Here is a 20,149-nt window from a genome sequence, read left to right as displayed (position 1 = left end):
GATAAGAGGTTCAGCAGGACTCTGCCGCCCACGTTTCTCTTTCTTCAATATTCAATTTTCAAAGAACAGACATCGCAGACGCGGTGTCGTGGCCCGTTACGCCTATGGCTTCGGGGCCGTCCGAGTGTCGCTTACGCGGCTCTCTTGAATTCTCACAAGGGCTTATTCAGAAGCAAACTGCTTCGCCGCCAGCGGCGCACCGCCCTCGTTCGTGAGGCGTATATAGTCGCCACCCAGACAAACTGTCAACTCCATTCCACGATGTTTTTGAACTTTTTGCGACAGAAGTTTTGGAGTCCGCGGACTGCCCCAGGGGAACATTGGAGTTGCCCAGAAGGAGCCCTATTGCCGCCGCATTGCCGTTCGACACCAAGGCCAACAAAGAAGGCCCTGCGCGACCCGCGCGGCGCCTTCCTATAAGAGACCAAATCGGGGCCTGCGCATCACCGGTCCGGTGCCTCTTATAAGAGCGTAAAGACGCCTCTTTATAAGGGGCCGTAAAACAGAGCGTGTGAGTGGGGATTTCGCCGCTTCGTTGACTTCACCCGCCGTGACAGGCAAATGTCATGGCCCAACAAGAGCCGACAAGCCGTTCCGCCCGGGGAAGAAGCAGCCTTTCTGGATGCCAGACACGGAAGATGTCATAGCCGAACTCGGCAATGAGCCGCCGCTGATCGCGGATGGCCGCAGCGGACCGCCCGACCGGCGGGAGGTTTCGGCGCGCTGGCTGTCGGGCACCTTCCTTACTGGCGTGACCTCGAGCGTGCTGATGGGCGTGGCGCTGTTTGCCGCCCTCGACGGCCGCCAGCAACTGGCAACCCCGCCCGAAATCGCCGAACTGGCCCAGCTCGAAAGCGGCGGCGATTCCGGCGAGGTCGCCAAGACCACCAGACTGGTGGCGCCGCGCCAGATCGCCAAGGCCAAGGACCGCCGGCGCATGGAAGTGTCGATGGTGACCAAGGTCGGCGACCGCGACGTTATCCACACCGTGCCGTTCGTACAGATCAAGATGGCGCTGGCCGCCGGCCACACCACCAACCGGGCCTATCCGCCATTCGACCCGATGCAGGTGTTCGGCGACGACGGCGACTCAACGCCCGCGCAGCCGGCGACGGCTTCCGCGGTTGGCGGCCAGATCTACGGCGCCAAGGTCGAAAGCGAGATGAGCCTGAAGACGGTCGATTTCCCGATGGAGACGGCCTCTTTCGACGAAAAGAGCGACCTGTCCGCCGATGAGGTGGAAAAGGTGGTGCGCGAGGCCGGTACGGATCTCAGCGACGGCGCTATCCAGGTTGCTTCGCTGCATTATGTCGACCCGCAGCGATTCGGCGACGCCTTCGCCGAATCGATGGCCGGCTCCTATGACGTCAAGATCGTGCCGGAAAACGTTTCGGTGGCGCCGCGCGTCGCCCTCGACGACCAGACCCCCGCTTTCGCCGAGGAAATCATCCCCTTTACCAGGGACCGCGACATTGCCGAGGCCTTTGCCGATTCGGGCTATACGGGCGATGACGCGACCGGCATGGCCGAGGCGATCGGCAAGCTGCTCAACGCACCAGCGCTGAAGGCCGGAACCGTGTTGCGCGTCGGCCTCGAAGTGCATGGTGACGCCGCCAAGGTCGTTCGCACCAGCGTCTATGACAAGACCACGCATATCGTGACCATCGCGCTCGACGATCGCGGCCAGTATGTGCCAGCGCAGGAACCGGAGCCAAATCCCGAATTGCTGACCGCGTTCGATGATTCGTCGGCGCCGGTGGTTGTTCGCGGCAATCTGCCGAACGTCTATGACGGCATTTACCGCGCCGCCTATTCCTATGGCATGTCGAAGAAGCTGACCCAGCAACTGGTCAAGCTCCTGGCCTCCGGTGTCGATTTTCAGTCCAGGCTCAATCCGTCGGACCGCATCGACGTGCTGTTCTCGCAGCCGGACGGCGACGACCAGGCCTCCGACGAATCGGAACTGCTCTATGTCTCGTCGACCTTCGGCGGCCAGACACGCAACTTCTACCGCTTCCAGATGCAGGACGGCTCGACCGACTATTTCGACGAGGATGGGTCGAGCGCCGAGCAGTTCCTGCTGCGCAATCCCCTGCCCGCCGGAAAATTCCGCTCCGGCTTCGGCGCCCGCCGGCATCCGATCCTCGGCTATGTCCGCATGCATACCGGCGTCGACTGGGCAGCGCCGATCGGAACGCCGATCATCGCCGCCGGCAACGGCACCATCGAAAAAGCCGGCTGGGCCGGCGGCTACGGCAAGCAGATCATCATCCGCCATGCCAATGGCTATGAGACGTCCTACAATCACCAGAGCGCTTTTGCCAAAGGCATCGAGCCGGGCGTTCATGTCCGCCAGGGCCAGACCATCGGCTTCCTCGGCCAGACCGGCCTCTCCACCGGTCCGCATCTTCACTATGAGCTGATCGTCAACGGCACCAAGGTCGACCCGATGCGCGTGCGCCTGCCGGTCGGCAAGGTTCTGAAGGGTGACGACCTCGTCGCCTTCAAGCGCGAACGCGAGCGCATCGACGACCTGCTCAAGCAGGAAGACAGCAATTCGCTGAAGGTCGCGAGCGCCAAGATCGAAGGCTGAGCTTTCACAACGAACGCTGAATCACATTTGCGCCGAATCAAAGCATTTCGAATCAGCCCGCTCGAATCAGGTCGGCTGATTCTCTTCGGCTCGTGACCAGGGCAGCCTTTGCCCCGAAACGGTCGCCCAGGCGATAATAGCAGCCAGCAGGCAAAGCACCGCCGTCACCGTCGACACGGCCGCGAACGCCGCATCGCTGGCGGCGAGCCGCGTTGCATCAAGTTCGGGCGCCAGGCTGGCCAATGCCGGTTCGCCGAACCCCGGAATGCCCGGCCTGACGCTGGTGTCGAGCATCGTCGAATAGACCCAGGCCGCGAGCGAACCCATCGCCGCCACAGCGATCAGCCCGCCAATGCGCGAAACCGCATTGTTGATGCCGGAGGCGGCACCGGTATCCTTGTCCTCGACCGCCGTCATGATCGCCGTCGACAGCGGCGAGACCACCAGCGCCATGCCGAGCCCCATCACCGCCATCAGCGGAAAGGTGCCGGTCCAGAAATTGTGCATGCCGGCATGAGTGAGCAGTGCGAGCCCGGCAAAGGCGACGGCCACGACCAGGCAGCCGCTGGCTATCGGAAACCGCGGACCGATCCGATCCGACCATTGGCCAACGGGACCCGACAGCAGCGCGATCGACGCCGAGAGCGGCAGGAAGATGAAGCCTACCTCCTTGGTGCTCAGCCCCCAGCCGGCGATCAAGAGCATCGGCAGATAGAACAAATTGGCCGACAGCGCGAAGTAGAGGAAGAAGGTGGCGACGTTGGCGCCGGCAAAGGCGCCGATCCGAAACAGCTTGAGATCGATCATCGGCTCGCTCTGCCGAAGCTCGAAGACAATGAAGATCACGAGCAGCACCGCGCCCGCGGCGATGCTCGGCCCCGACATCAGTCCACCGTCTTCGGCGCTCATCGCGGTCAGTCCGTAGGCAAGCGCCCCGAAGGCAAGCGTGGCGAGAGCGGCGCCGCCGAGATCGAGGCTTCGCTTCTCCGTCGGCGCGTCGGCGGGAATCTTGGCCAGCAGCAGATAGATCGAGATCAGCCCGAGCGGCAGGTTGACGGCGAAGATCGCCCGCCAGATGCCGCCGCCAAAAGCCGACAGGACGAAGCCGCCCAGCACCGGACCGAGCGCCGTCGTCAGCGCCGAAGCGGCCGCCCAGATGCCGATCGCCCGGCCGCGCTCGTTCTTCGGATAGGACTTGGCGATGATGGCGAGGCTGCCCGGCACCATGATCGCCGCACCGACGCCTTGAATGGCGCGAAAGGCGATGAGCACCAGCGCATTCGGCGCCACCGCGCAGGCAAGCGAAGCGACAATGAACAGCGCAATGCCGGCGCCGAAGGCGCGCCTGAGGCCGAATCGGTCGCCGGCCGCACCGCCGGCCAGGATCAGCGCCGACAGCGTCAGCGCATAGGCGTTGGAAATCCACTGTGCTTCGGCCAGGCCGGCGCCGAGGTCGACACGCATGGCCGGCATGGCGATGGCCAGGATCGATCCGTCGATGAAGCCGAGAGCGGATGCCAGGATCGCCGCGACCAGCACGAATTTGCGCTGCGACGGCGGACAAAACGAACCGTTGGCAAGTGAGCTGGTCAAGGGGACGGCTGCGGCTTCGCTCGGAGACTTCATGAGCGCTTGCTTAGACGTCTTGCCGACCAGCAACAATTGGCCAGCGCTCCGCTGTCATGAATCCAGTCCCGCACAATGGCCTGCCCGCAGGGTCACATCAACCCGGATGTAAACCGCCGGGGTCGTGCTAGATTTTCAAGACGATCGCAAGCGAAGGGGAAGCCGCATGAAACGACCGCTCGAACCATCGGTAGAGGCGCGCGGGCGCGTCGTCGGCATCACCGATGGCGTCTTTGCCATTGCGCTCACCCTGATCGTGCTTGAGATTCGCGTGCCGGCGCACGAAATGGTCCACTCCGAGGGCGAGCTGCTTTCGGCAATCGCGGCACTGGCGCCACGCTTCCTGACCTATGCGCTGAGTTTCCTGACGCTGACCATCTTCTGGTTCGGCCAGCAGGCGCAGCACGGGCTGATCGCCAGGTCCGACCGGCGGCTGGCCACGCTGAACCTGTGTTTTCTCGCGTTCATCGCCTTGCTGCCGTTCTCGACCGACCTGCTGGCCGATTTCCTCGAGTTCCGAACCGCGGTGATCGTCTACTGGCTAAACCTGCTGATGCTGGGCGTGACGCTGTTCGCCAGCTGGTGGTATGCGGACAAGAACGGCTTTCTTGCAGAGGATGTAGATGCGGAGACGAAGCGCACCGTCTATGTGCGCATCGTCAAGGCGCAAATCCTGTGGGCCGTGGGCGCCGCGCTCTGCCTCATCAGCCCGCTGCTCAGTGTCGGCTTTATCCTGGTTGTGCAGCTGATCTATGCACTCGCGTTGCGCAGTTCACTGCTGCGCAACGTCATCGGCTGAGGGGCCGCCGACGAACTCGACGGTCACGCCCGGCGACACGAGTTTGGCCAGTTCACGCGCATCCCAGTTGGTCAGGCGCACGCAGCCATGGCTTTCGGTCTTGCCGATCTTGGAAGGGTCGGGCGTGCCGTGAATGCCGTAGGTCGGCTTGTCCAGCGCGATCCACACCGAGCCGACCGGGCCGTTCGGTCCTGGCGGAATGGTCAGGATCTTGTCGTTCTGGCCCTGCTTGAAATTGATGCTGGGGTTGTAGGTGTAGTTCGGATCGAGCGCGACGCGCGACACCGTATGGGTGCCGGTCGGCGACGGCGTGTCGGCGGAGCCGATGGTGGCGGGATAGGCTGCGACCAACTTGCCATCGGCGTCATAGGCGAACACCTGCTTCTTATCCTTGTCGGCGACGATGCGGGCAACCGGCGTTGCCACCAGCCTGCCGAAATTGGCGACCTTGATGATGGTGCCGGGACGATTGAAATCGGCCTCGGGATTGAGCCCTTTCAGGTAGTTCTCGTCCATGTGGAAACGTTCGGCCAAGGCTTCGGTGACGGAGGTGTAGGCCATGCGGTCGAGCTGCGCCTTCTGGCTGTAGTCTTCCGGTATCGAGGCGACATAAGGACCGGCGGCGTCCTCAGAGGTAATGGTATAATTGGCGAAAGCATCGCCGCCGGTTTGCGCCAGCGCTGCCTGGATGCCGACCGAATCGGTCGAGCGCAGATTGCTGCCGGTGATCTGGTTGTAGGCGGCAAGCGCCTTGTCGACATTGGAGCCGAAGCGTCCATCGATGACGCCGGGCGAGGCGCCGGCGCGGTCGAGCAGCACCTGCAAGGCAGCCACATCCTGGCGTGCGCCGAGTGAAAGCGAGGGATCGACGACGGTCTTGCCGCCCTCGGTCTTGGGCGGCAGAGCGGCCTCGTCGCCGGGCGCCGCCGGCTCGGCGGGATCGATCGAAGCTTCGTTCAGCGGCTGGCGCTTGACGGGTCCCGGCTCGGCCGAGTTCGGCGCTTCCGGATAGGTGTCGCTGTAGTTGCCGTCATCCTGCGGCGCCGACGGATAGGCATCCACCGAATTGCCGCTGTCAGGATCGTACTCGTTGTCCGGCGGAATGACCCTGCCTTCCTCTTCCAATTGCTTGCGGCGGAAACGCGCCATGTCTTCGGGATCGTCGAGATAATAGCGGTCGTCATCCCCGACCGGCGCGCGTCCAAGTTCGCGCGCCCGCATCTGGCGGCGCAGCGCACGGCGGTCGAGCCTGGTCTGCGGCGGCTGGATGGCGATGACCTTGCCGGTGTCGGCATCGACAATGACGCGGTTGCCCCTGGCGTCGTAGTAGATGTCGAGATTGCCATCCTGGGCAAGCACGATGCCGCCGCTATCGGCAGCGCGAACAACCGGCAGCGCACTATCCACCGTCGGCGATGCCATGGCGCTGGACGCAAGCAGCCCGGCGGCGAGCACCGAACAGGCAAAGATCGTGCGGAACATGGTGGTCAAACTCTCCGGTCCGTAATTGCCGCCGCTCCGGCAGTGTTCCCTTCAGAACGCACTCGCCTCCGTTTGGATGCGCAAGGAACGCCCTGACCGTCAAAAGCCTGCGGGCAAACCCCTTCGCCAGCAAACCAGAACATAAGCTTTCCAACATGAACCGGGCATGAAGATGGCGGATTTCAGGTCGCTACAGGCCCAATTCCTTGCGTGTCTGCTTCGTCAGCTTGAGGACGACGAGGCGATGGCTTTCGCCGAGATAGTCCTTCAGCGCACCATCATCCATGCTTTGGCTTGTCTGACGCTGGATCCATTTCATGCCGCGTGAGGCCAGATAGGGCGCCGGCCGGCAGCCGGGCTGATCCTTCAGAATGTCGAAGGCCATTTCGGAACATTTGAAGGTGACGAAAAGCTGGTCGCCATCATTCCAGCCGCCTATGGCAAAGACCTTGCCGCCGACCTTCCAGACATGGGCGCCACCCCACTGCACGACATGCGTGGTCTGCGGCAGCGAGGCGCAGAAGCTGTTGTAGTCATCCAGCGTCATGTGCGCCCCCCGCGAATTCACAAGAAAGCGCCGCGCGTCCGTTCGGGCGCGCGGCGTTTTGATCAGGCTGCTGCCTCGGTCGCCACCACGGTGGGCTTCGACCGGAAATTCAGCCGGTCGGAGCCGGCGGTGACCTTGACGGTCGAGCCGTCGAGGATCTCGCCGAGCAGGATCTTCTCCGCCAACGGATCCTGCAGGTCCTTCTGCATCACCCGCTTCAGCGGCCGCGCGCCATAGGCCGGGTCGTAGCCCTTGGCCGCCAGCCAGTCGATCGAGTCCTGGTCGAGCGACAGCGTGATCTTGCGGTCGACGAGCAGGCTTTCCAGCCGCTTGAGCTGGATCTCGACAATGCGGCCCATATCCTGCCGGCGCAGCCGGTGGAACAGGATCACCTCGTCGATGCGGTTGAGGAATTCCGGCCGGAACTTCTCCTTGACCACGCTCATCACCTCATCGCGCACGGCATCGACATCCTGGTCTTCGCCGAGATTGACCAGATATTCGGCGCCCAGGTTCGACGTCATGATGATCAGCGTGTTGCGGAAGTCGACCGTGCGGCCCTGCCCGTCCGTCAGCCGCCCGTCGTCCAGCACCTGCAAGAGTACGTTGAAGACATCCGGATGCGCCTTCTCGATCTCGTCGAACAGCACGACCTGGTATGGCCGGCGCCGTACTGCTTCGGTCAGCGCACCGCCTTCCTCGTAGCCGACATAGCCGGGAGGTGCGCCGATCAGCCGGGCTACCGAGTGTTTTTCCATGTATTCCGACATGTCGATGCGCACCAGGGCGCTCTCGTCGTCGAACAGGAAATTGGCCAGCGCCTTGGTCAGCTCCGTCTTGCCGACACCGGTCGGGCCGAGGAACATGAACGAGCCGATCGGCCGGTTCGGATCCTGCAGCCCGGCGCGGGCGCGACGCACGGCCTTGGAGACAGCCTGCACCGCCTCGCCCTGGCCGACGACACGCTTGCCGATCTCATCTTCCATGCGCAGCAGCTTGTCGCGCTCGCCCTGCAGCATCTTGTCGACCGGAATGCCGGTCCAGCGCGACACGATATGGGCGACATGGTCGGGCGTGACCACCTCTTCGACCATGCCGGCCTTGCCGTCCTGGGCTTCGGCTTCCCTGAGCTTCTTTTCCAGCTCCGGGATCTTGCCATAGGCAAGCTCGCCGGCGCGCTGGAATTCACCCTTGCGCTGGGCAATGGCAAGCTCGTTGCGAGCCTCGTCGAGTTGCTTCTTGAGATCGGCGGCGAGCCCAAGCTTCTGCTTCTCGGCCTGCCATTTGGTCGTGATCTCGGTCGATTCCTCCTCAAGGCCGACGAGTTCCTTTTCCAGACGGGCGAGCCGATCCTTCGAGGCGTCATCGGTCTCGACCTTCAGCGCCTCGCGCTCGATCTTGAGCTGCATGATGCGGCGATCGATCTCATCCAGCGCCTCAGGCTTGGAATCGACCTGCATCCTGAGCCGCGATGCGGCCTCGTCCACAAGGTCGATCGCCTTGTCCGGCAGGAAACGGTCGGCAATGTAGCGGTTGGACAAGGTTGCCGCCGCCACCAGCGCCGAATCCGAGATGCGCACCTTGTGGTGCTGCTCGTATTTCTCCTTCAGGCCGCGCAGGATCGAAACCGTGTCTTCCACCGTCGGTTCGTCGACGAACACTGGCTGGAAGCGGCGCGCGAGCGCCGCGTCCTTCTCGACATGTTTTCTGTACTCATCAAGCGTGGTCGCACCGACGCAGTGCAGTTCGCCGCGCGCCAGTGCCGGCTTCAACAGGTTCGAAGCGTCCATGGCGCCATCCGCCTTGCCGGCGCCGACCAGCGTGTGCATCTCGTCGATGAACAGGATGATGCCGCCGGCTGCCGACGTGACTTCATTGAGCACGGCCTTCAGCCGCTCTTCGAACTCGCCGCGATATTTGGCGCCGGCAATCAGCGCGCCCATGTCGAGCGCCATCAATTGCTTGTCCTTCAGCGATTCCGGCACATCGCCATTGACGATGCGCAGTGCCAGGCCCTCGGCGATCGCCGTCTTGCCGACGCCGGGTTCGCCGATCAACACCGGGTTGTTCTTGGTGCGCCGCGACAGCACCTGGATGGTGCGGCGAATCTCATCGTCGCGGCCAATCACCGGGTCGAGCTTGCCGGCACGGGCGTCGGCGGTGAGGTCGCGCGCGTATTTCTTCAGCGCGTCATAGCCCTGCTCGGCGCTCGCCGAATCGGCGGTACGGCCTTTGCGGACATCGTTGATGACCTGGTTCAGCGCCTGTGCGGTGACGCCGGCCTTGGCCAGGATATCGGCCGTCTTGGCGGACTTCTCCATCGCCAGCGCCTGCAGCAGCCGCTCGACGGTGACAAACGAGTCGCCGGCCTTCTTGGCCAATTCCTCGGCGGTCGAAAACACCTTGGCCAGCGGCTGCGCCAAATAAAGCTGGCCGTTGCCGCCCTCGACCTTGGGCATGGCTTCCAGCGCCGTCTCGACGCCGAGCTTGACGTCACGGACGTTGCCGCCGGCGCGCTCAATCAGCGAGGCGGCCAGACCCTCGTCGTCATCGACGAGGACCTTGAGCATATGTTCGGGAGTGAATTGCTGGTGATTGCGCGAGAGCGCCATGGTCTGGGCGGACTGGATGAATCCGCGGACGCGCTCGGAGTATTTCTCGAGGTTCATATCTGTCTCCTTCCATCACCGGCCCGCTTTGCGGCACCGGATCCGATTGCGGTGACGGACCCGCTCATCCGAGCCGGGTCCAGTTCACGCCAGATATGGGGCGCAAGCCATTGCCGCTCAAGACGTCGGGCTGATGATATTGCATGCCCGCGCAAACGAAAACGGCGGAGATTTCTCTCCGCCGTTTGCAAGCATTACCGTCTTTGTCCGGTCAGTTGTTGGCGTCGACGACGAACGGGTCGCCGGCAGGGTTTTCAGCCGGTGCCGCATCTGCCACGTCAACAGCGGCAACGGTCTCGCTGACGCGATCCATCTGGTCACCGCCAGACTGTTCGTCACCGACTTGATCGGCATTGGTGCGCGGGCGGCGCGGACGCCGCGGGCGGCGGGCAGCGCCGCTCTCGGCGGCTGCCTCATTGAGCTCGGCCCGGGCAGCAAGAGCCGCCGGCGAAAGGTTTTCGTACAGCGGTGCCGGCTCGGAAAAACCGGTCTCGGCCGCGGGCTCAGTTGCAGCGACGGTCTCGGCCTGTGCCGGCGTCTCGTTGAAGCGCTGCTGGTCGCCGCGCGGGCCGTTCTGCTCGCCGCGCTGGGCAAAGTCGCCACGCTGCTCGTTCTGGCCATAATTGGGGCGACGGTCACGGTTGCGGCCGTTGTTGTCGCGCCCGTTATTGTTGCGGCCATTGTTGTCACGGCCATTGTTGTTCTCGCGACCGTTTTCCTGGCCATAAGCCAGTTCGGCCGGGGTGCCTTCGATCGTCGGCTGCGGGCCGTTGCCGGGATTGGCCAGCGGAGCTTGCGTCTCGCCGCCATTGTTGTTGCCGGCATTGTCGAAATCGTCGCGATCTTCGTCGTCGTCGAAATCGTCGCGGTTCTGCTGGGCATTCTGGATCGGCATCTGCGCCTGAGCGGCGGCAATGATGCGATTGTAGTGCTCGGCGTGCTGGAGGTAGTTCTCCGCCATCACCCGGTCGCCGGAGCTTTGCGCGTCACGGGCCAGAGTGGCGTATTTTTCGGCGATCTGCTGAGCCGATCCGCGAATCTTCACGTCCGGGCCGTTGCTCTCGTAGTTGCGCGTCAGGGGATTGGGGCCCTTGCGGTTGTTGTTGTTATTATTGTTGTTGCCACCGCCGCCGCCATTGTTGTTGCGACCGCGCATGCGCCTGTTCTGCTGTTGTGGCCTCATTAGACTCTCTTCATTTTGAAATTTTCGAAAAACTCTTCACGAACGGAGGCGCTCATGCAGCCAGCCGTTTCGTTTCTTCACCGGCGTTCGCCCGCATCAATTGCGTTGGCGCCACGTGTCATCCTGTTCCGGTTACATCACTTGCCGGACGATTCCCGCACGAAGCTTGGGCGTCGTTTGCGCAAGAAGGCAGCTATTTCCAAGGAAAACCGAATCGCTAAGAGCACTGCCTGCTTCGTCTCATCCGGTTAAGGCGACCCTAGCCGCATTCCCCGGCATTGCCAAGCGCTTTTTTTGCACTGCGTCAAGGCTTTCCCTGTTCAAACACAAGAACCCTGTCGTTTCCGCCAAGATCGACAAATGCTCCAGCCAGCCTGTAGCCGGCTGCCGCGAAAATGTCTTTGACCTCATTGCGCTGCGTGTGGCCGATCTCGACCGCAATCTTGCCTTGTGCTTCCAGAAACCTTGCCGCCTCGGCTGCGATGATCCTGTAGGGGCCAAGACCGTCCGCACCGCCATCAAGGGCTCTGTGCGGATCGAAATCGCGGACCTCGTCCTGCAGATTTCCAATGTCTCCAGAGCGTATATAGGGAGGGTTTGCGGCAATTACATGGTACCGGCCAGAAACTTTTGCGAACCAGTCGGAGTGCAGTGCCTCGAACCGGCCGGCCAGCCCAGTTTGCCTGGCATTGCGGGTCGCGGTCGTGAGCGCATCTTGTGAAATATCCACACCGGTGGCGGTCGCAGCGGAAACAACGCTGAGCAGGGCCAAAGCAATGGCGCCGGTGCCGGTGCCAAGATCGAGGATGCGGCATTCCCCCAGCCTTTCGGCCGTTTCGCTGGCGAAGGGTAGGACCGCCTCGACCAACGTTTCGGTGTCCGGCCGCGGCTCCAGCGTTTCCGGCGACAGCGCAAGGCGAAGACCGTAGAATTCGCGGTAGCCGAGGATGCGGTGCACCGGTTCGCCGGCAAGACGGCGCTGCAAGGCGGCATCGATCGCCGCGACCGCACCCGCCTCGACCGCCCTTTGCGGCTCGGCGATGGCCTGCGTGCGGTCTGTGGCGGAGAAATGTTCGACGATCAGCCTGGCATCCAGTGCCGGGTCGGCGAGACCAGCCGCGGCAAGCCGTTCTCGCGCTGCCCGCAGCAGCGGCCCGAGCGTGCCGGGCAGGATGTCAGCCATCGAGGCCAATATCGGCGAGCAGCTTCGACTGGTGGTCGGCGATCAGCGCGTTGATGACCTCATCCAGCTCGCCCATCATCACTCGGTCGAGCTTGTAGAGCGTCAGGTTGATGCGGTGATCGGTAAGGCGCCCTTGCGGAAAATTGTAGGTGCGGATGCGTTCCGAACGGTCGCCGGAACCGACCTGCGATTTTCGCGCTTCGGAGCGCTCGTCGTCCGCCTTGCTGCGCTCCATGTCATAGAGCCGCGCACGCAGTATCTGCATGGCTTTGGCCCGGTTCTGGTGCTGCGACTTCTCCGCCTGCACCACCATGATGCCGGTCGGCAAATGGGTGATGCGCACCGCCGAATCGGTGGTGTTGACGTGCTGGCCGCCCGAACCCGAGGCGCGCATCGTGTCGATGCGAATGTCTTCGGCGCGGATGTCGATGTCGACCTCTTCGGCTTCCGGCAGCACGGCCACCGTCGCCGCCGAGGTATGGATGCGCCCGCTGGCCTCGGTCGCCGGCACGCGTTGCACGCGATGCACGCCGGATTCGAATTTCAGATGGGCAAAGACGCCCCGGCCGGAAATGGTGGCGATGATTTCCTTGAAGCCGCCGGCATCGCCGTCACTGGCCGACACCGTCTCGAAGCGCCAGCCGCGTTCGGCGGCATAGCGCTCATACATGCGAAACAGGTCGCCGGCGAACAGGGCTGCCTCATCGCCGCCGGTGCCGGCGCGGATTTCGAGGATGGCGTTCTTGTCGTCGGCGGCATCCCTGGGCAGCAACAGGATCTGGATGTCCTTCTGCAGTTCCTCGATGCGCTCCTCGACCCCGGGCAGATCGGCCTCGGCCAATGTCCTCATCTCGGCATCGGTGCCCTTGTCGGCAAGCATCGCCTCAAGGTCGGCCTGCTCATGCTCGGCTGAGCGCAGTTCCCTAACCTTGGCCACCATCTCCTGCAGCTCGGCATATTCCGACGCCATCTTTACATAGGCATCGGCCGCCGGCCCGGCCGACATCTGCGCTTCGAGCATCTCGAAACGCTTGACGACCTGATCCATACGCTCGCGGGGAAGATTGACCATGGCTGATGCTATAGCGGGATGGAGCGGTCGTCGGCAAAGGCCTGCAGCAGCGCCCGCATCGGCAGCCCATGCGCCGGCGCCATCAAATTATCATCGAAGAACGCCTGCAATTCCTCTAGCGGCAGTTCGGTCAGCATCGCCTTGACCGGACCGATCGAGGCCGGCGACATCGAGATCGAGCGGTAGCCAAGGCCGATCAGCGCCATGGCGGAGATGGGTTTTCCCGCCAGTTCGCCGCACAACGTCACCGGGGTGTGGTTGCGCGCGCCGGCGTCGGCAATCTGCTTCAGCACCCTGAGGAACGGCGCCGACAGCGTGTCGAAGCGGTTGGATAGCTGCGTGTTGCCGCGATCGACCGCCATGACGAACTGGAACAAATCGTTGGAGCCGACCGAGACGAAATCGACCGCCTTCATCAGATCGTCGAGCTGGAACAGCAGCGACGGCACTTCCAGCATGGCGCCGAGCTTAAGGCTGGTCGGCAGATGATGGGCAAAGCGCGAAAGATGCCTGACCTCGCGGTCGATGATCTCGCGCGCCTGGGCGATTTCGCCGAGTTCCGTCACCATCGGCAGCATCAGCTTCAATTCGCGTCCGCCGCAGGCCTTCAGCAGAGCGCGGATCTGGGTCCTGAGCAGGCCCGGCCGGTCGAGCGTCAGGCGGATCGCCCGCCAGCCGAGCGCCGGGTTTTCTTCCTGGATCGCACCCTTGAAGTAGGGCAGCACCTTGTCGCCGCCGATGTCGATGGTGCGGAAGGTGACCGGCTTGCCGCGCGCCGCGTCAAGCACGTCGCGATAGAGCTTCTCCTGCGCCTCGGCGCGGGGGAAGGTCGAGGCGACCATGAACTGCAATTCGGTCCGAAACAGGCCGATGCCGGCCGCACCCGCCTCGGCCAGCTGCGGCAGATCGACGGCGAGGCCCGCATTCATCAACAAATCGACCTGGACGCCGTCCTTGGTCACCGATGGCTTCTTGCGCAGTTCGCGGTAGACTTCCTGCCGGCGCGCCCGGAAGCGGACTTTTTCGGCATAGGCGGCCTCGAGATCGGGCTGCGGCCGCAGATGGATCGTGCCTTCCTCACCGTCGACGATGATGGCATCGCCGTTTTCCGCCATGGAAACGGCGCCCTTCATCTGGCCGGCGACCGGAATGCCCATGGCGCGCGCGACGATAACGACATGGCTGGTGGCGGTGCCGTCTTCCAGCACCACGCCGCGCAGTTTGTCGCGGGGATAATCGAGCAGCTCGGCCGCGCCCATCGAACGGGCGACCAGGATGGCGTCCTTCGGCAAGGACGCCGCGACATCCTCCGGCCCGCGGCCCATCAGCTGGCGCAGCAGCCGGTTGGCGAGATCGTCGAAATCGCTCATCCGCTCGCGCAGATAGGGATCGGTCATGTGCAGCATGCGGGCGCGCATGTCGCTCTGCACCTTTTCCACCGCCGCTTCCGCCGTCAAGCCGTTGCGGATCGCCTCTTCCAGCCGGCGCACCCAGCCACGGTCGTTGGCAAACATGCGATAGGCTTCGAGCACTTCGCGATGCTCGCCCTCGAAGGCGACGTCGCGGCGCTCCAGCATGTCGTCGATGGAAAGCCTGAGCGAACCGAGCGAGGTTTCCAGCCGGCGCACCTCCTCCTCGCTGTCCTCGTTGAACAAATTGGTGACGACGATGCGCGGCTCGTGCAGCACGACATGGCCGAGCCCGACGCCGTCGTTGAAGGACAAGCCGGTGAAGCTGACAGGACGGCGCAGGTCGAGTTCGAGGCCGGGCCGGGTCAGCCGAGCGAGATCGCCGGTGGCGATCATCTCGGCGATCACCATGGCGGTGGTTTCCAGCGCCTCGACCTCGTCGTCGCGGTAGTGGCGCATCGTCTTGTTCTGCACCACCAGCACGCCGAGCGTGCGCCCTGCCCTCAGCACCGGCACGCCGAGGAAGGAATTGTAGATCTCTTCGCCCGTCTCCGGGAGGTAGGCGAAGGCCGGGTGTTCCTGCGCATTGGAGAGGTTCAGTGGCCGCGCGCTGGCGGCAATCGTACCGACCAGGCCTTGCCCCAGCCGCAGCTGCGCCAAGTGGACGGCGTTCGGGTTCAGACCTTCCGTGGCGTAGAGTTCGAGCACCGAATCGGCGCGCAGCACATAGAGCGAGCAGACTTCGGCGACCATGTTGGAGGCGATGTCGCGCACGATCCGGTCGAGCCGCTCCTGCGGCTCCAGCGGCTCCTGCATGAGCTCGCGGAGCCGTTTCAGCAGAACGCGCGGGCCACTGGCCGTATCACGCATCGCGGCTTCTTCTCCAATGGGCATTTTGCCCGCCGCAGTTTCCACTGCGACCGGCGCACACGCAACAACTCAAATCGTTCTCGCTACTGCTTATCCAGACCGTAGACGGAATGCAAAGTGCGAACCGCCAGTTCGGTGTAGGGACCGTCGATCAGTATCGAAATCTTGATCTCGGAGGTGGTGATGGCGCGGATGTTGATCGACTTGTCGGCCAGCGCCTTGAAGGCGGTGGCGGCGACGCCGGCATGGCTGCGCATGCCGATGCCGATGACCGAAACCTTCGACATGCCGGCTTCGGACTGCACGACGTCATAGCCGATCGAAGCCTTCAGGCGCTCGAGCACGGCCAGCGCCTTGTCGACGTCGCCGGACGGCACGGTAAAGGTCATATCGGTGAACTTGCCGTCCTCGGAAATGTTCTGGACGATCATGTCGACATTGATGTTGGCTTCGGCCAGCGGGCCGAAAATGCCGGCGGCAACGCCCGGGCGGTCGCCGACGCGGCGCAGCGAAATCTGCGCTTCGTCCTTGGCGTAGGCAATTCCGGTGACGACCTGCTGTTCCACGATCTCTTCCTCGTCGCAAATGAGCGTTCCCGGGGGATTGAGCAAATCCCCCATTCCGGGTGCATCGGGATCGTCGAAGGACGACCGCACGAAGGTACGCACCCTGTGCACCATGGCAAGCTCGACCGACCGCACCTGCAGCACCTTGGCGCCGAGCGAGGCCATTTCGAGCATTTCCTCGAACGAAATCTTGTTAAGCCGCCGCGCCTTCGGCTCGATGCGCGGATCGGTGGTGTAGACGCCGTCGACGTCGGTGTAGATGTCGCAGCGGTCTGCCTTGACTGCCGCGGCGATGGCCACGGCACTCGTATCCGAGCCGCCGCGGCCGAGCGTGGCGATGCGGTTGTCCGGGCCGATGCCCTGGAAGCCGGCGACGACAGCCACCTGGCCCTCGCCGAAGCGCTTGATCAGAAACGCGCCATCGATGTCGAGGATGCGCGCCGCGCCATGCGCGTTGTCGGTCTTGATCGGGATCTGCCACCCCTGCCAGGAGCGGGCGTGCACACCCATATTCTGCAGCGTGATCGCCAGAAGGCCGGCGGTGACCTGCTCGCCCGAGGCGACGACCGCGTCATATTCGCGCGCGTCATGCATCGGCGAGGCTTCGCGGGTCCAGCCGACCAGCTCGTTGGTCTTGCCGGCCATCGCCGAGACCACGACAGCGACCTCATGGCCGGCATCGACCTCACGTTTGACGTGACGCGCCACATTGCGGATGCGGGCGATGTCGGCGACGGAGGTTCCGCCGAATTTCATCACGATGCGCGCCATGGAAGCGAAATGCCTTTGACTGAAGCCGGCCCGGAGCCGAAAGGGGAAGAAAGCGTCCGACAGAAGCCGGCCGCTGAATGCGCGGCCTCCTTAGCCAAATGATCACGGTTTCGCAAGGCTGGCCACGGATTGCCGGCTTCAGGACGACGGCATATTGCGTTCCGCCCCGCCGCCGCTTACCAAATGCTGCCCGCGGGGAATTCCTTTTGGTCCGGCATATCAAATGATTGCTCGTCTTCGACGTGCCGTGCGCTGGCAGTCGCTGCCGCTTTTCATCGGCTTCGCCGTGCTGGCGTTGATCGTCGGCACGCGCGCCGTTCTGGTCGAAGGCCAGAGGGCCAACCGCGAAGCGGCGCGCGAGGCTATCGAGTACCAGGAATCGCTGTCCGGTCTGCTGTCCTTGGCGCAGGACGCTGAGACCAGCCAGCGCGGCTATCTCCTGACCGGCGAAAAATCCTACCTCCAGCCCTATCGGCAGGCGGTCGAGGCCATTCCGGGCCAGCTTGCCCGCATCGACAGCATGACCGCGCCGGACGACGAACTCGTCCAGCAGATCAATCGCATCAAGGACGCGCTTTCGCTGAAGCAGGCTGAACTGGCACAGACGATTGCGCTTTACGATCGCGGCGATGCGACGAAAGCGCTGGAACTGGTGCGCGGCGGCCGGGGCAAGGCCGCCATGGACCAGATCCGGGCCAGCATGGACACCATCCGGCGGATCGGCGGCGCGGCCATCGCCGCCCGCGACGAACATACCGACCGGGTCGAAAGCTGGCTGCGCATCGGCTCGCTGGCGGCCTTGCTGGCGATCTTCCTGCTTGGCGCCTACACGATCCGCCTGTCGCGCCGCCGTTTTCGCGAGGTCGCTGTCGCCCAGGAAGAGCTGATGCGCAAGAACATCGAACTCGGCAATGAGATCCGGACGCGCGAAACGGCCGAATCGCAGATCCGCCAGATGCAGAAGATGGAGGCAGTTGGCCAGCTGACCGGCGGTATCGCCCACGATTTCAACAACATGCTGGCGGTGATCATCAGCGCCATGAACCTTGCCCAACGCAAGCTGGCGCGGGGTGAGCAAGACATCATAAAATTCATCGAAGCCGCGACCGACGCGGCGACCCGGGCTGCCAATCTGACCGCAAGGCTGCTCGCCTTCTCACGCCAGCAGCCACTGGCGCCGCAGGTGGTCGACACCAATCGTCTGGTCACCGGGATGTCGGACTTGTTGCGGCGGGCGCTCGGCGAAACCATCCGCATCGAAACCGTGCTGGCCGGCGGCCTGTGGAAAACCCATGCCGATCCGAGCCAGATCGAGAACGCTATCCTCAACCTAGCGGTCAATGCCCGCGACGCCATGGCCGACAATGGCAAGCTGACCATCGAGACCGCCAACAGCCATCTCGACGACGGCTATGCCGCCACCCATGCCGAGGTCAAAGCCGGCCAGTATGTGATGATCGCGGTCAGCGATACTGGCGAAGGCATGCCGGATGAAATCATGGCCAAGGCGTTCGAGCCGTTCTTCACCACCAAGCCGGTCAACAAGGGTACCGGCCTGGGGCTGAGCCAGGTATTCGGCTTCGTCAAGCAGTCGGGCGGCCACGTCAAAATCTATTCCGAACCCGGCGAAGGCACGACAATCAAGATCTATCTGCCGCGTTTCTTCGGCGCTGAAGAGGCTGTCTTGCCCGCTGGGCGGGGCGATAATCCCGCCGCGGTCACCGAGACGGTCCTTGTCGTCGAGGACGACGCCCGCGTACGCGCTTCGACCACGGATGCGCTGCGCGAACTCGGCTACACCGTCATCCATGCCGGCAGCGGCCACGAAGCCTTGCAGATACTGGCGGACAATCCGGGTGTCGCGCTTCTGTTCACCGACATCGTCATGCCGGTGATGAACGGTCGCAAGCTCGCCGAGGAAGCGCTTGCGCGCCTGCCGCAGCTGAAGGTGATCTTCACCACCGGCTTCACCAGGAACGCCGTGGTCCACAACGGCGTGCTCGACCATGACGTGCAGTTCCTGGCCAAGCCCTTCACCATCGAGCAGCTGGCGGCAAAACTGCGCGACGTGCTGGACGCCAAGTAGGGCGTTCGCTTGTACTTGACTTGGCTGCCGCCATCTCAGAACGGAAATTTGTTGCCTTGACATTCGCGGCCTCACACCCGACTTCCTAGTGCTCCCAGGCAATTCCAGGAAAAGTGGGAACCGGTTTTCCGTCCGAAATTGCGTCAGAATAAAAGAGCTCTAGGAGACCCGCCCCATGCCAGAGCCCCGTCGATCGACGATCGATGCCGGAGAAGTCGAACGCTTCTCAGCCCTTGCCGCCGAATGGTGGAACCCGAACGGCAAATTTCGCCCGTTGCACAAGTTTAACCCGGTCCGGCTGGCCTATATCAGGGACCAGGTGGCGGCGCGCTTTGGCCGTGATCCGCGGGCGGCGCGGCCGTTCGAAGGCTTGCGCTTCCTCGACATTGGCTGCGGCGGCGGGCTGTTATGCGAGCCGATGGCCAGGCTTGGCGCCGAAGTGGTCGGCGCCGACGCATCGGCAACCAACCTCGAGGTGGCCAAGCTGCACGCGGCCGAGGGTGGCGTTAGCGTGGACTACCGCGCAACGACCGCGGAAGACCTTGCCGATGCCGGCGAGAAATTCGACGTCATCCTCAACATGGAAGTGGTCGAGCATGTCGCCGACATCGACCTGTTCATCGGCAAGTGCGGCGAGATGGTGAAGCCCGGCGGCATCATGTTCGTGGCCACCATCAACCGCACGCTGAAGGCGCTCGGCCTCGCCATCATCGGCGCCGAATATGTGCTGCGCTGGCTGCCGCGCGGCACCCACCAGTTCGGCAAGCTGGTGCGGCCCGAAGAGCTGGAAAAGGCGCTGGGCAGCGCCGGCATGACCATCATCGACAGGACGGGCGTCATCTACCACCCGCTCGCCGATCGCTGGCAACGCTCCAAGGACATGGACGTCAACTATATGGTGCTGGCGGAAAAAGGATCGGTCTGAACGAAGGAGCGTTGGCGGCCGTGAACACTGTGAGGGCCCGAGAGCTGGCGCTCGATCTTCCCGAAACGGTCGAGAAGTCGCATTTCGGCAAGGCCGATTTCCGCGTCCGCAACCGCATCTTCGTGTCACTGCCGGAGGCCGACCGTGCCGTCGTCAAGCTGGACCGCGACCAGCAAGAGATGATGGCGGCCGCTGAGCCATCGGTTTTCAAGCCCGTTCCCGGTGGCTGGGGACAAAAGGGCTGGACGTCGATCATGCTCGAAGCCTGCGACGAACAGACGTTCCGCAGCGCAATTCGGACGGCCTGGCGAAATGTCGCCCCGCCCGCCCTGCGCAAACGCATCGACGCAGGCCAGATCTAGCCCGTC

Annotated in this window: 14 protein-coding genes; 5 read left to right on the top strand and 9 right to left on the bottom strand. The window is 63.6% G+C overall.

What is annotated here, in order from left to right; genetic code table 11:
• The first annotated feature begins 622 nt into the window (after positions 1-622).
• Positions 623-2,593 (top strand): M23 family metallopeptidase, encoded by a 1,971-nt coding sequence (locus AC1D1B_RS29430; protein ID WP_477336774.1) that lies wholly within the window; start codon positions 623-625, stop codon positions 2,591-2,593.
• Between the two features lie 66 nt (positions 2,594-2,659).
• On the opposite strand, the gene AC1D1B_RS29425 is transcribed toward AC1D1B_RS29430, so the two are convergent.
• The gene (locus tag AC1D1B_RS29425) at positions 2,660-4,219 is read right to left on the bottom strand and encodes an MFS transporter (protein ID WP_477336772.1); all 1,560 of its coding nucleotides are present in this window, start codon (positions 4,217-4,219) and stop codon (positions 2,660-2,662) included.
• Between the two features lie 166 nt (positions 4,220-4,385).
• On the opposite strand from AC1D1B_RS29425, the gene AC1D1B_RS29420 reads away from it, so the two are divergent.
• Positions 4,386-5,018, top strand: a complete 633-nt coding sequence (locus tag AC1D1B_RS29420; RefSeq protein WP_477336770.1) for a TMEM175 family protein — start codon at positions 4,386-4,388, stop codon at positions 5,016-5,018.
• Here AC1D1B_RS29420 and AC1D1B_RS29415 read toward each other — a convergent pair.
• From AC1D1B_RS29415 to AC1D1B_RS29380, 8 genes are all read right to left on the bottom strand, one after another.
• Complete coding sequence (locus AC1D1B_RS29415; protein WP_477336768.1) at positions 4,992-6,500, bottom strand: L,D-transpeptidase family protein; 1,509 nt, start codon at positions 6,498-6,500, stop codon at positions 4,992-4,994. The two genes, AC1D1B_RS29420 and AC1D1B_RS29415, sit on opposite strands and share 27 nt — an antisense overlap.
• Positions 6,501-6,690: 190 nt before the next feature.
• Positions 6,691-7,047 carry an MmcQ/YjbR family DNA-binding protein gene (locus AC1D1B_RS29410; RefSeq protein WP_477267895.1) on the bottom strand — a complete coding sequence of 119 codons (357 nt, stop codon included), beginning with the start codon at positions 7,045-7,047 and terminating at the stop codon, positions 6,691-6,693.
• Between the two features lie 62 nt (positions 7,048-7,109).
• Positions 7,110-9,716, bottom strand: a complete 2,607-nt coding sequence (clpB, locus tag AC1D1B_RS29405; RefSeq protein WP_477336766.1) for an ATP-dependent chaperone ClpB — start codon at positions 9,714-9,716, stop codon at positions 7,110-7,112.
• Positions 9,717-9,927: 211 nt separating this feature from the next.
• A complete protein-coding gene (locus AC1D1B_RS29400) occupies positions 9,928-10,899 on the bottom strand; it encodes a DUF4167 domain-containing protein (RefSeq protein ID WP_477336764.1) in 972 nt (323 codons plus the stop codon).
• A gap of 304 nt (positions 10,900-11,203) precedes the next feature.
• The gene (prmC, locus tag AC1D1B_RS29395) at positions 11,204-12,082 is read right to left on the bottom strand and encodes a peptide chain release factor N(5)-glutamine methyltransferase (protein ID WP_477336762.1); all 879 of its coding nucleotides are present in this window, start codon (positions 12,080-12,082) and stop codon (positions 11,204-11,206) included.
• Positions 12,075-13,154, bottom strand: coding sequence for a peptide chain release factor 1 (gene prfA, locus AC1D1B_RS29390; protein ID WP_477336760.1), 1,080 nt, complete (start codon positions 13,152-13,154; stop codon positions 12,075-12,077). Before prfA ends, prmC begins: the two co-directional genes overlap by 8 nt.
• Positions 13,155-13,162: 8 nt before the next feature.
• A complete protein-coding gene (gene ptsP, locus AC1D1B_RS29385) occupies positions 13,163-15,433 on the bottom strand; it encodes a phosphoenolpyruvate--protein phosphotransferase (RefSeq protein ID WP_477336758.1) in 2,271 nt (756 codons plus the stop codon).
• A gap of 83 nt (positions 15,434-15,516) precedes the next feature.
• Positions 15,517-16,770 (bottom strand): aspartate kinase, encoded by a 1,254-nt coding sequence (locus AC1D1B_RS29380; protein WP_477336756.1) that lies wholly within the window; start codon positions 16,768-16,770, stop codon positions 15,517-15,519.
• Between the two features lie 223 nt (positions 16,771-16,993).
• On the opposite strand from AC1D1B_RS29380, the gene AC1D1B_RS29375 reads away from it, so the two are divergent.
• The 3 genes from AC1D1B_RS29375 to AC1D1B_RS29365 all read left to right on the top strand — a co-directional run bounded on the left by AC1D1B_RS29375 (position 16,994) and on the right by AC1D1B_RS29365 (position 20,143).
• Positions 16,994-18,856, top strand: coding sequence for a CHASE3 domain-containing protein (locus AC1D1B_RS29375; RefSeq protein WP_477336754.1), 1,863 nt, complete (start codon positions 16,994-16,996; stop codon positions 18,854-18,856).
• A 175-nt stretch (positions 18,857-19,031) separates the two neighbouring features.
• Positions 19,032-19,781 (top strand): bifunctional 2-polyprenyl-6-hydroxyphenol methylase/3-demethylubiquinol 3-O-methyltransferase UbiG, encoded by a 750-nt coding sequence (gene ubiG, locus AC1D1B_RS29370; protein WP_477336752.1) that lies wholly within the window; start codon positions 19,032-19,034, stop codon positions 19,779-19,781.
• A gap of 20 nt (positions 19,782-19,801) precedes the next feature.
• The gene (locus AC1D1B_RS29365; protein ID WP_477336750.1) at positions 19,802-20,143 is read left to right on the top strand and encodes an MmcQ/YjbR family DNA-binding protein; all 342 of its coding nucleotides are present in this window, start codon (positions 19,802-19,804) and stop codon (positions 20,141-20,143) included.
• The last annotated feature ends 6 nt before the right edge of the window (positions 20,144-20,149 follow it).

The organism is Mesorhizobium sp. P2_C5_2 (assembly GCF_056404535.1).
Note: the sequence above shows the minus strand (reverse complement) of the source record. Positions and strands in the feature narration are given on the sequence as shown.

What these genes read in the sequence shown, in the direction of transcription:
- AC1D1B_RS29430 (WP_477336774.1), top strand. Translation starts at nt 623, where the DNA reads ATGCCAGACACGGAAGATGTCATAGCCGAACTCGGCAATGAGCCGCCG.
- AC1D1B_RS29425 (WP_477336772.1), bottom strand. Translation starts at nt 4,219, where the DNA reads ATGAAGTCTCCGAGCGAAGCCGCAGCCGTCCCCTTGACCAGCTCACTT.
- AC1D1B_RS29420 (WP_477336770.1), top strand. Translation starts at nt 4,386, where the DNA reads ATGAAACGACCGCTCGAACCATCGGTAGAGGCGCGCGGGCGCGTCGTC.
- AC1D1B_RS29415 (WP_477336768.1), bottom strand. Translation starts at nt 6,500, where the DNA reads ATGTTCCGCACGATCTTTGCCTGTTCGGTGCTCGCCGCCGGGCTGCTT.
- AC1D1B_RS29410 (WP_477267895.1), bottom strand. Translation starts at nt 7,047, where the DNA reads ATGACGCTGGATGACTACAACAGCTTCTGCGCCTCGCTGCCGCAGACC.
- clpB (WP_477336766.1), bottom strand. Translation starts at nt 9,716, where the DNA reads ATGAACCTCGAGAAATACTCCGAGCGCGTCCGCGGATTCATCCAGTCC.
- AC1D1B_RS29400 (WP_477336764.1), bottom strand. Translation starts at nt 10,899, where the DNA reads ATGAGGCCACAACAGCAGAACAGGCGCATGCGCGGTCGCAACAACAAT.
- prmC (WP_477336762.1), bottom strand. Translation starts at nt 12,082, where the DNA reads ATGGCTGACATCCTGCCCGGCACGCTCGGGCCGCTGCTGCGGGCAGCG.
- prfA (WP_477336760.1), bottom strand. Translation starts at nt 13,154, where the DNA reads ATGGTCAATCTTCCCCGCGAGCGTATGGATCAGGTCGTCAAGCGTTTC.
- ptsP (WP_477336758.1), bottom strand. Translation starts at nt 15,433, where the DNA reads ATGCGTGATACGGCCAGTGGCCCGCGCGTTCTGCTGAAACGGCTCCGC.
- AC1D1B_RS29380 (WP_477336756.1), bottom strand. Translation starts at nt 16,770, where the DNA reads ATGGCGCGCATCGTGATGAAATTCGGCGGAACCTCCGTCGCCGACATC.
- AC1D1B_RS29375 (WP_477336754.1), top strand. Translation starts at nt 16,994, where the DNA reads ATGATTGCTCGTCTTCGACGTGCCGTGCGCTGGCAGTCGCTGCCGCTT.
- ubiG (WP_477336752.1), top strand. Translation starts at nt 19,032, where the DNA reads ATGCCAGAGCCCCGTCGATCGACGATCGATGCCGGAGAAGTCGAACGC.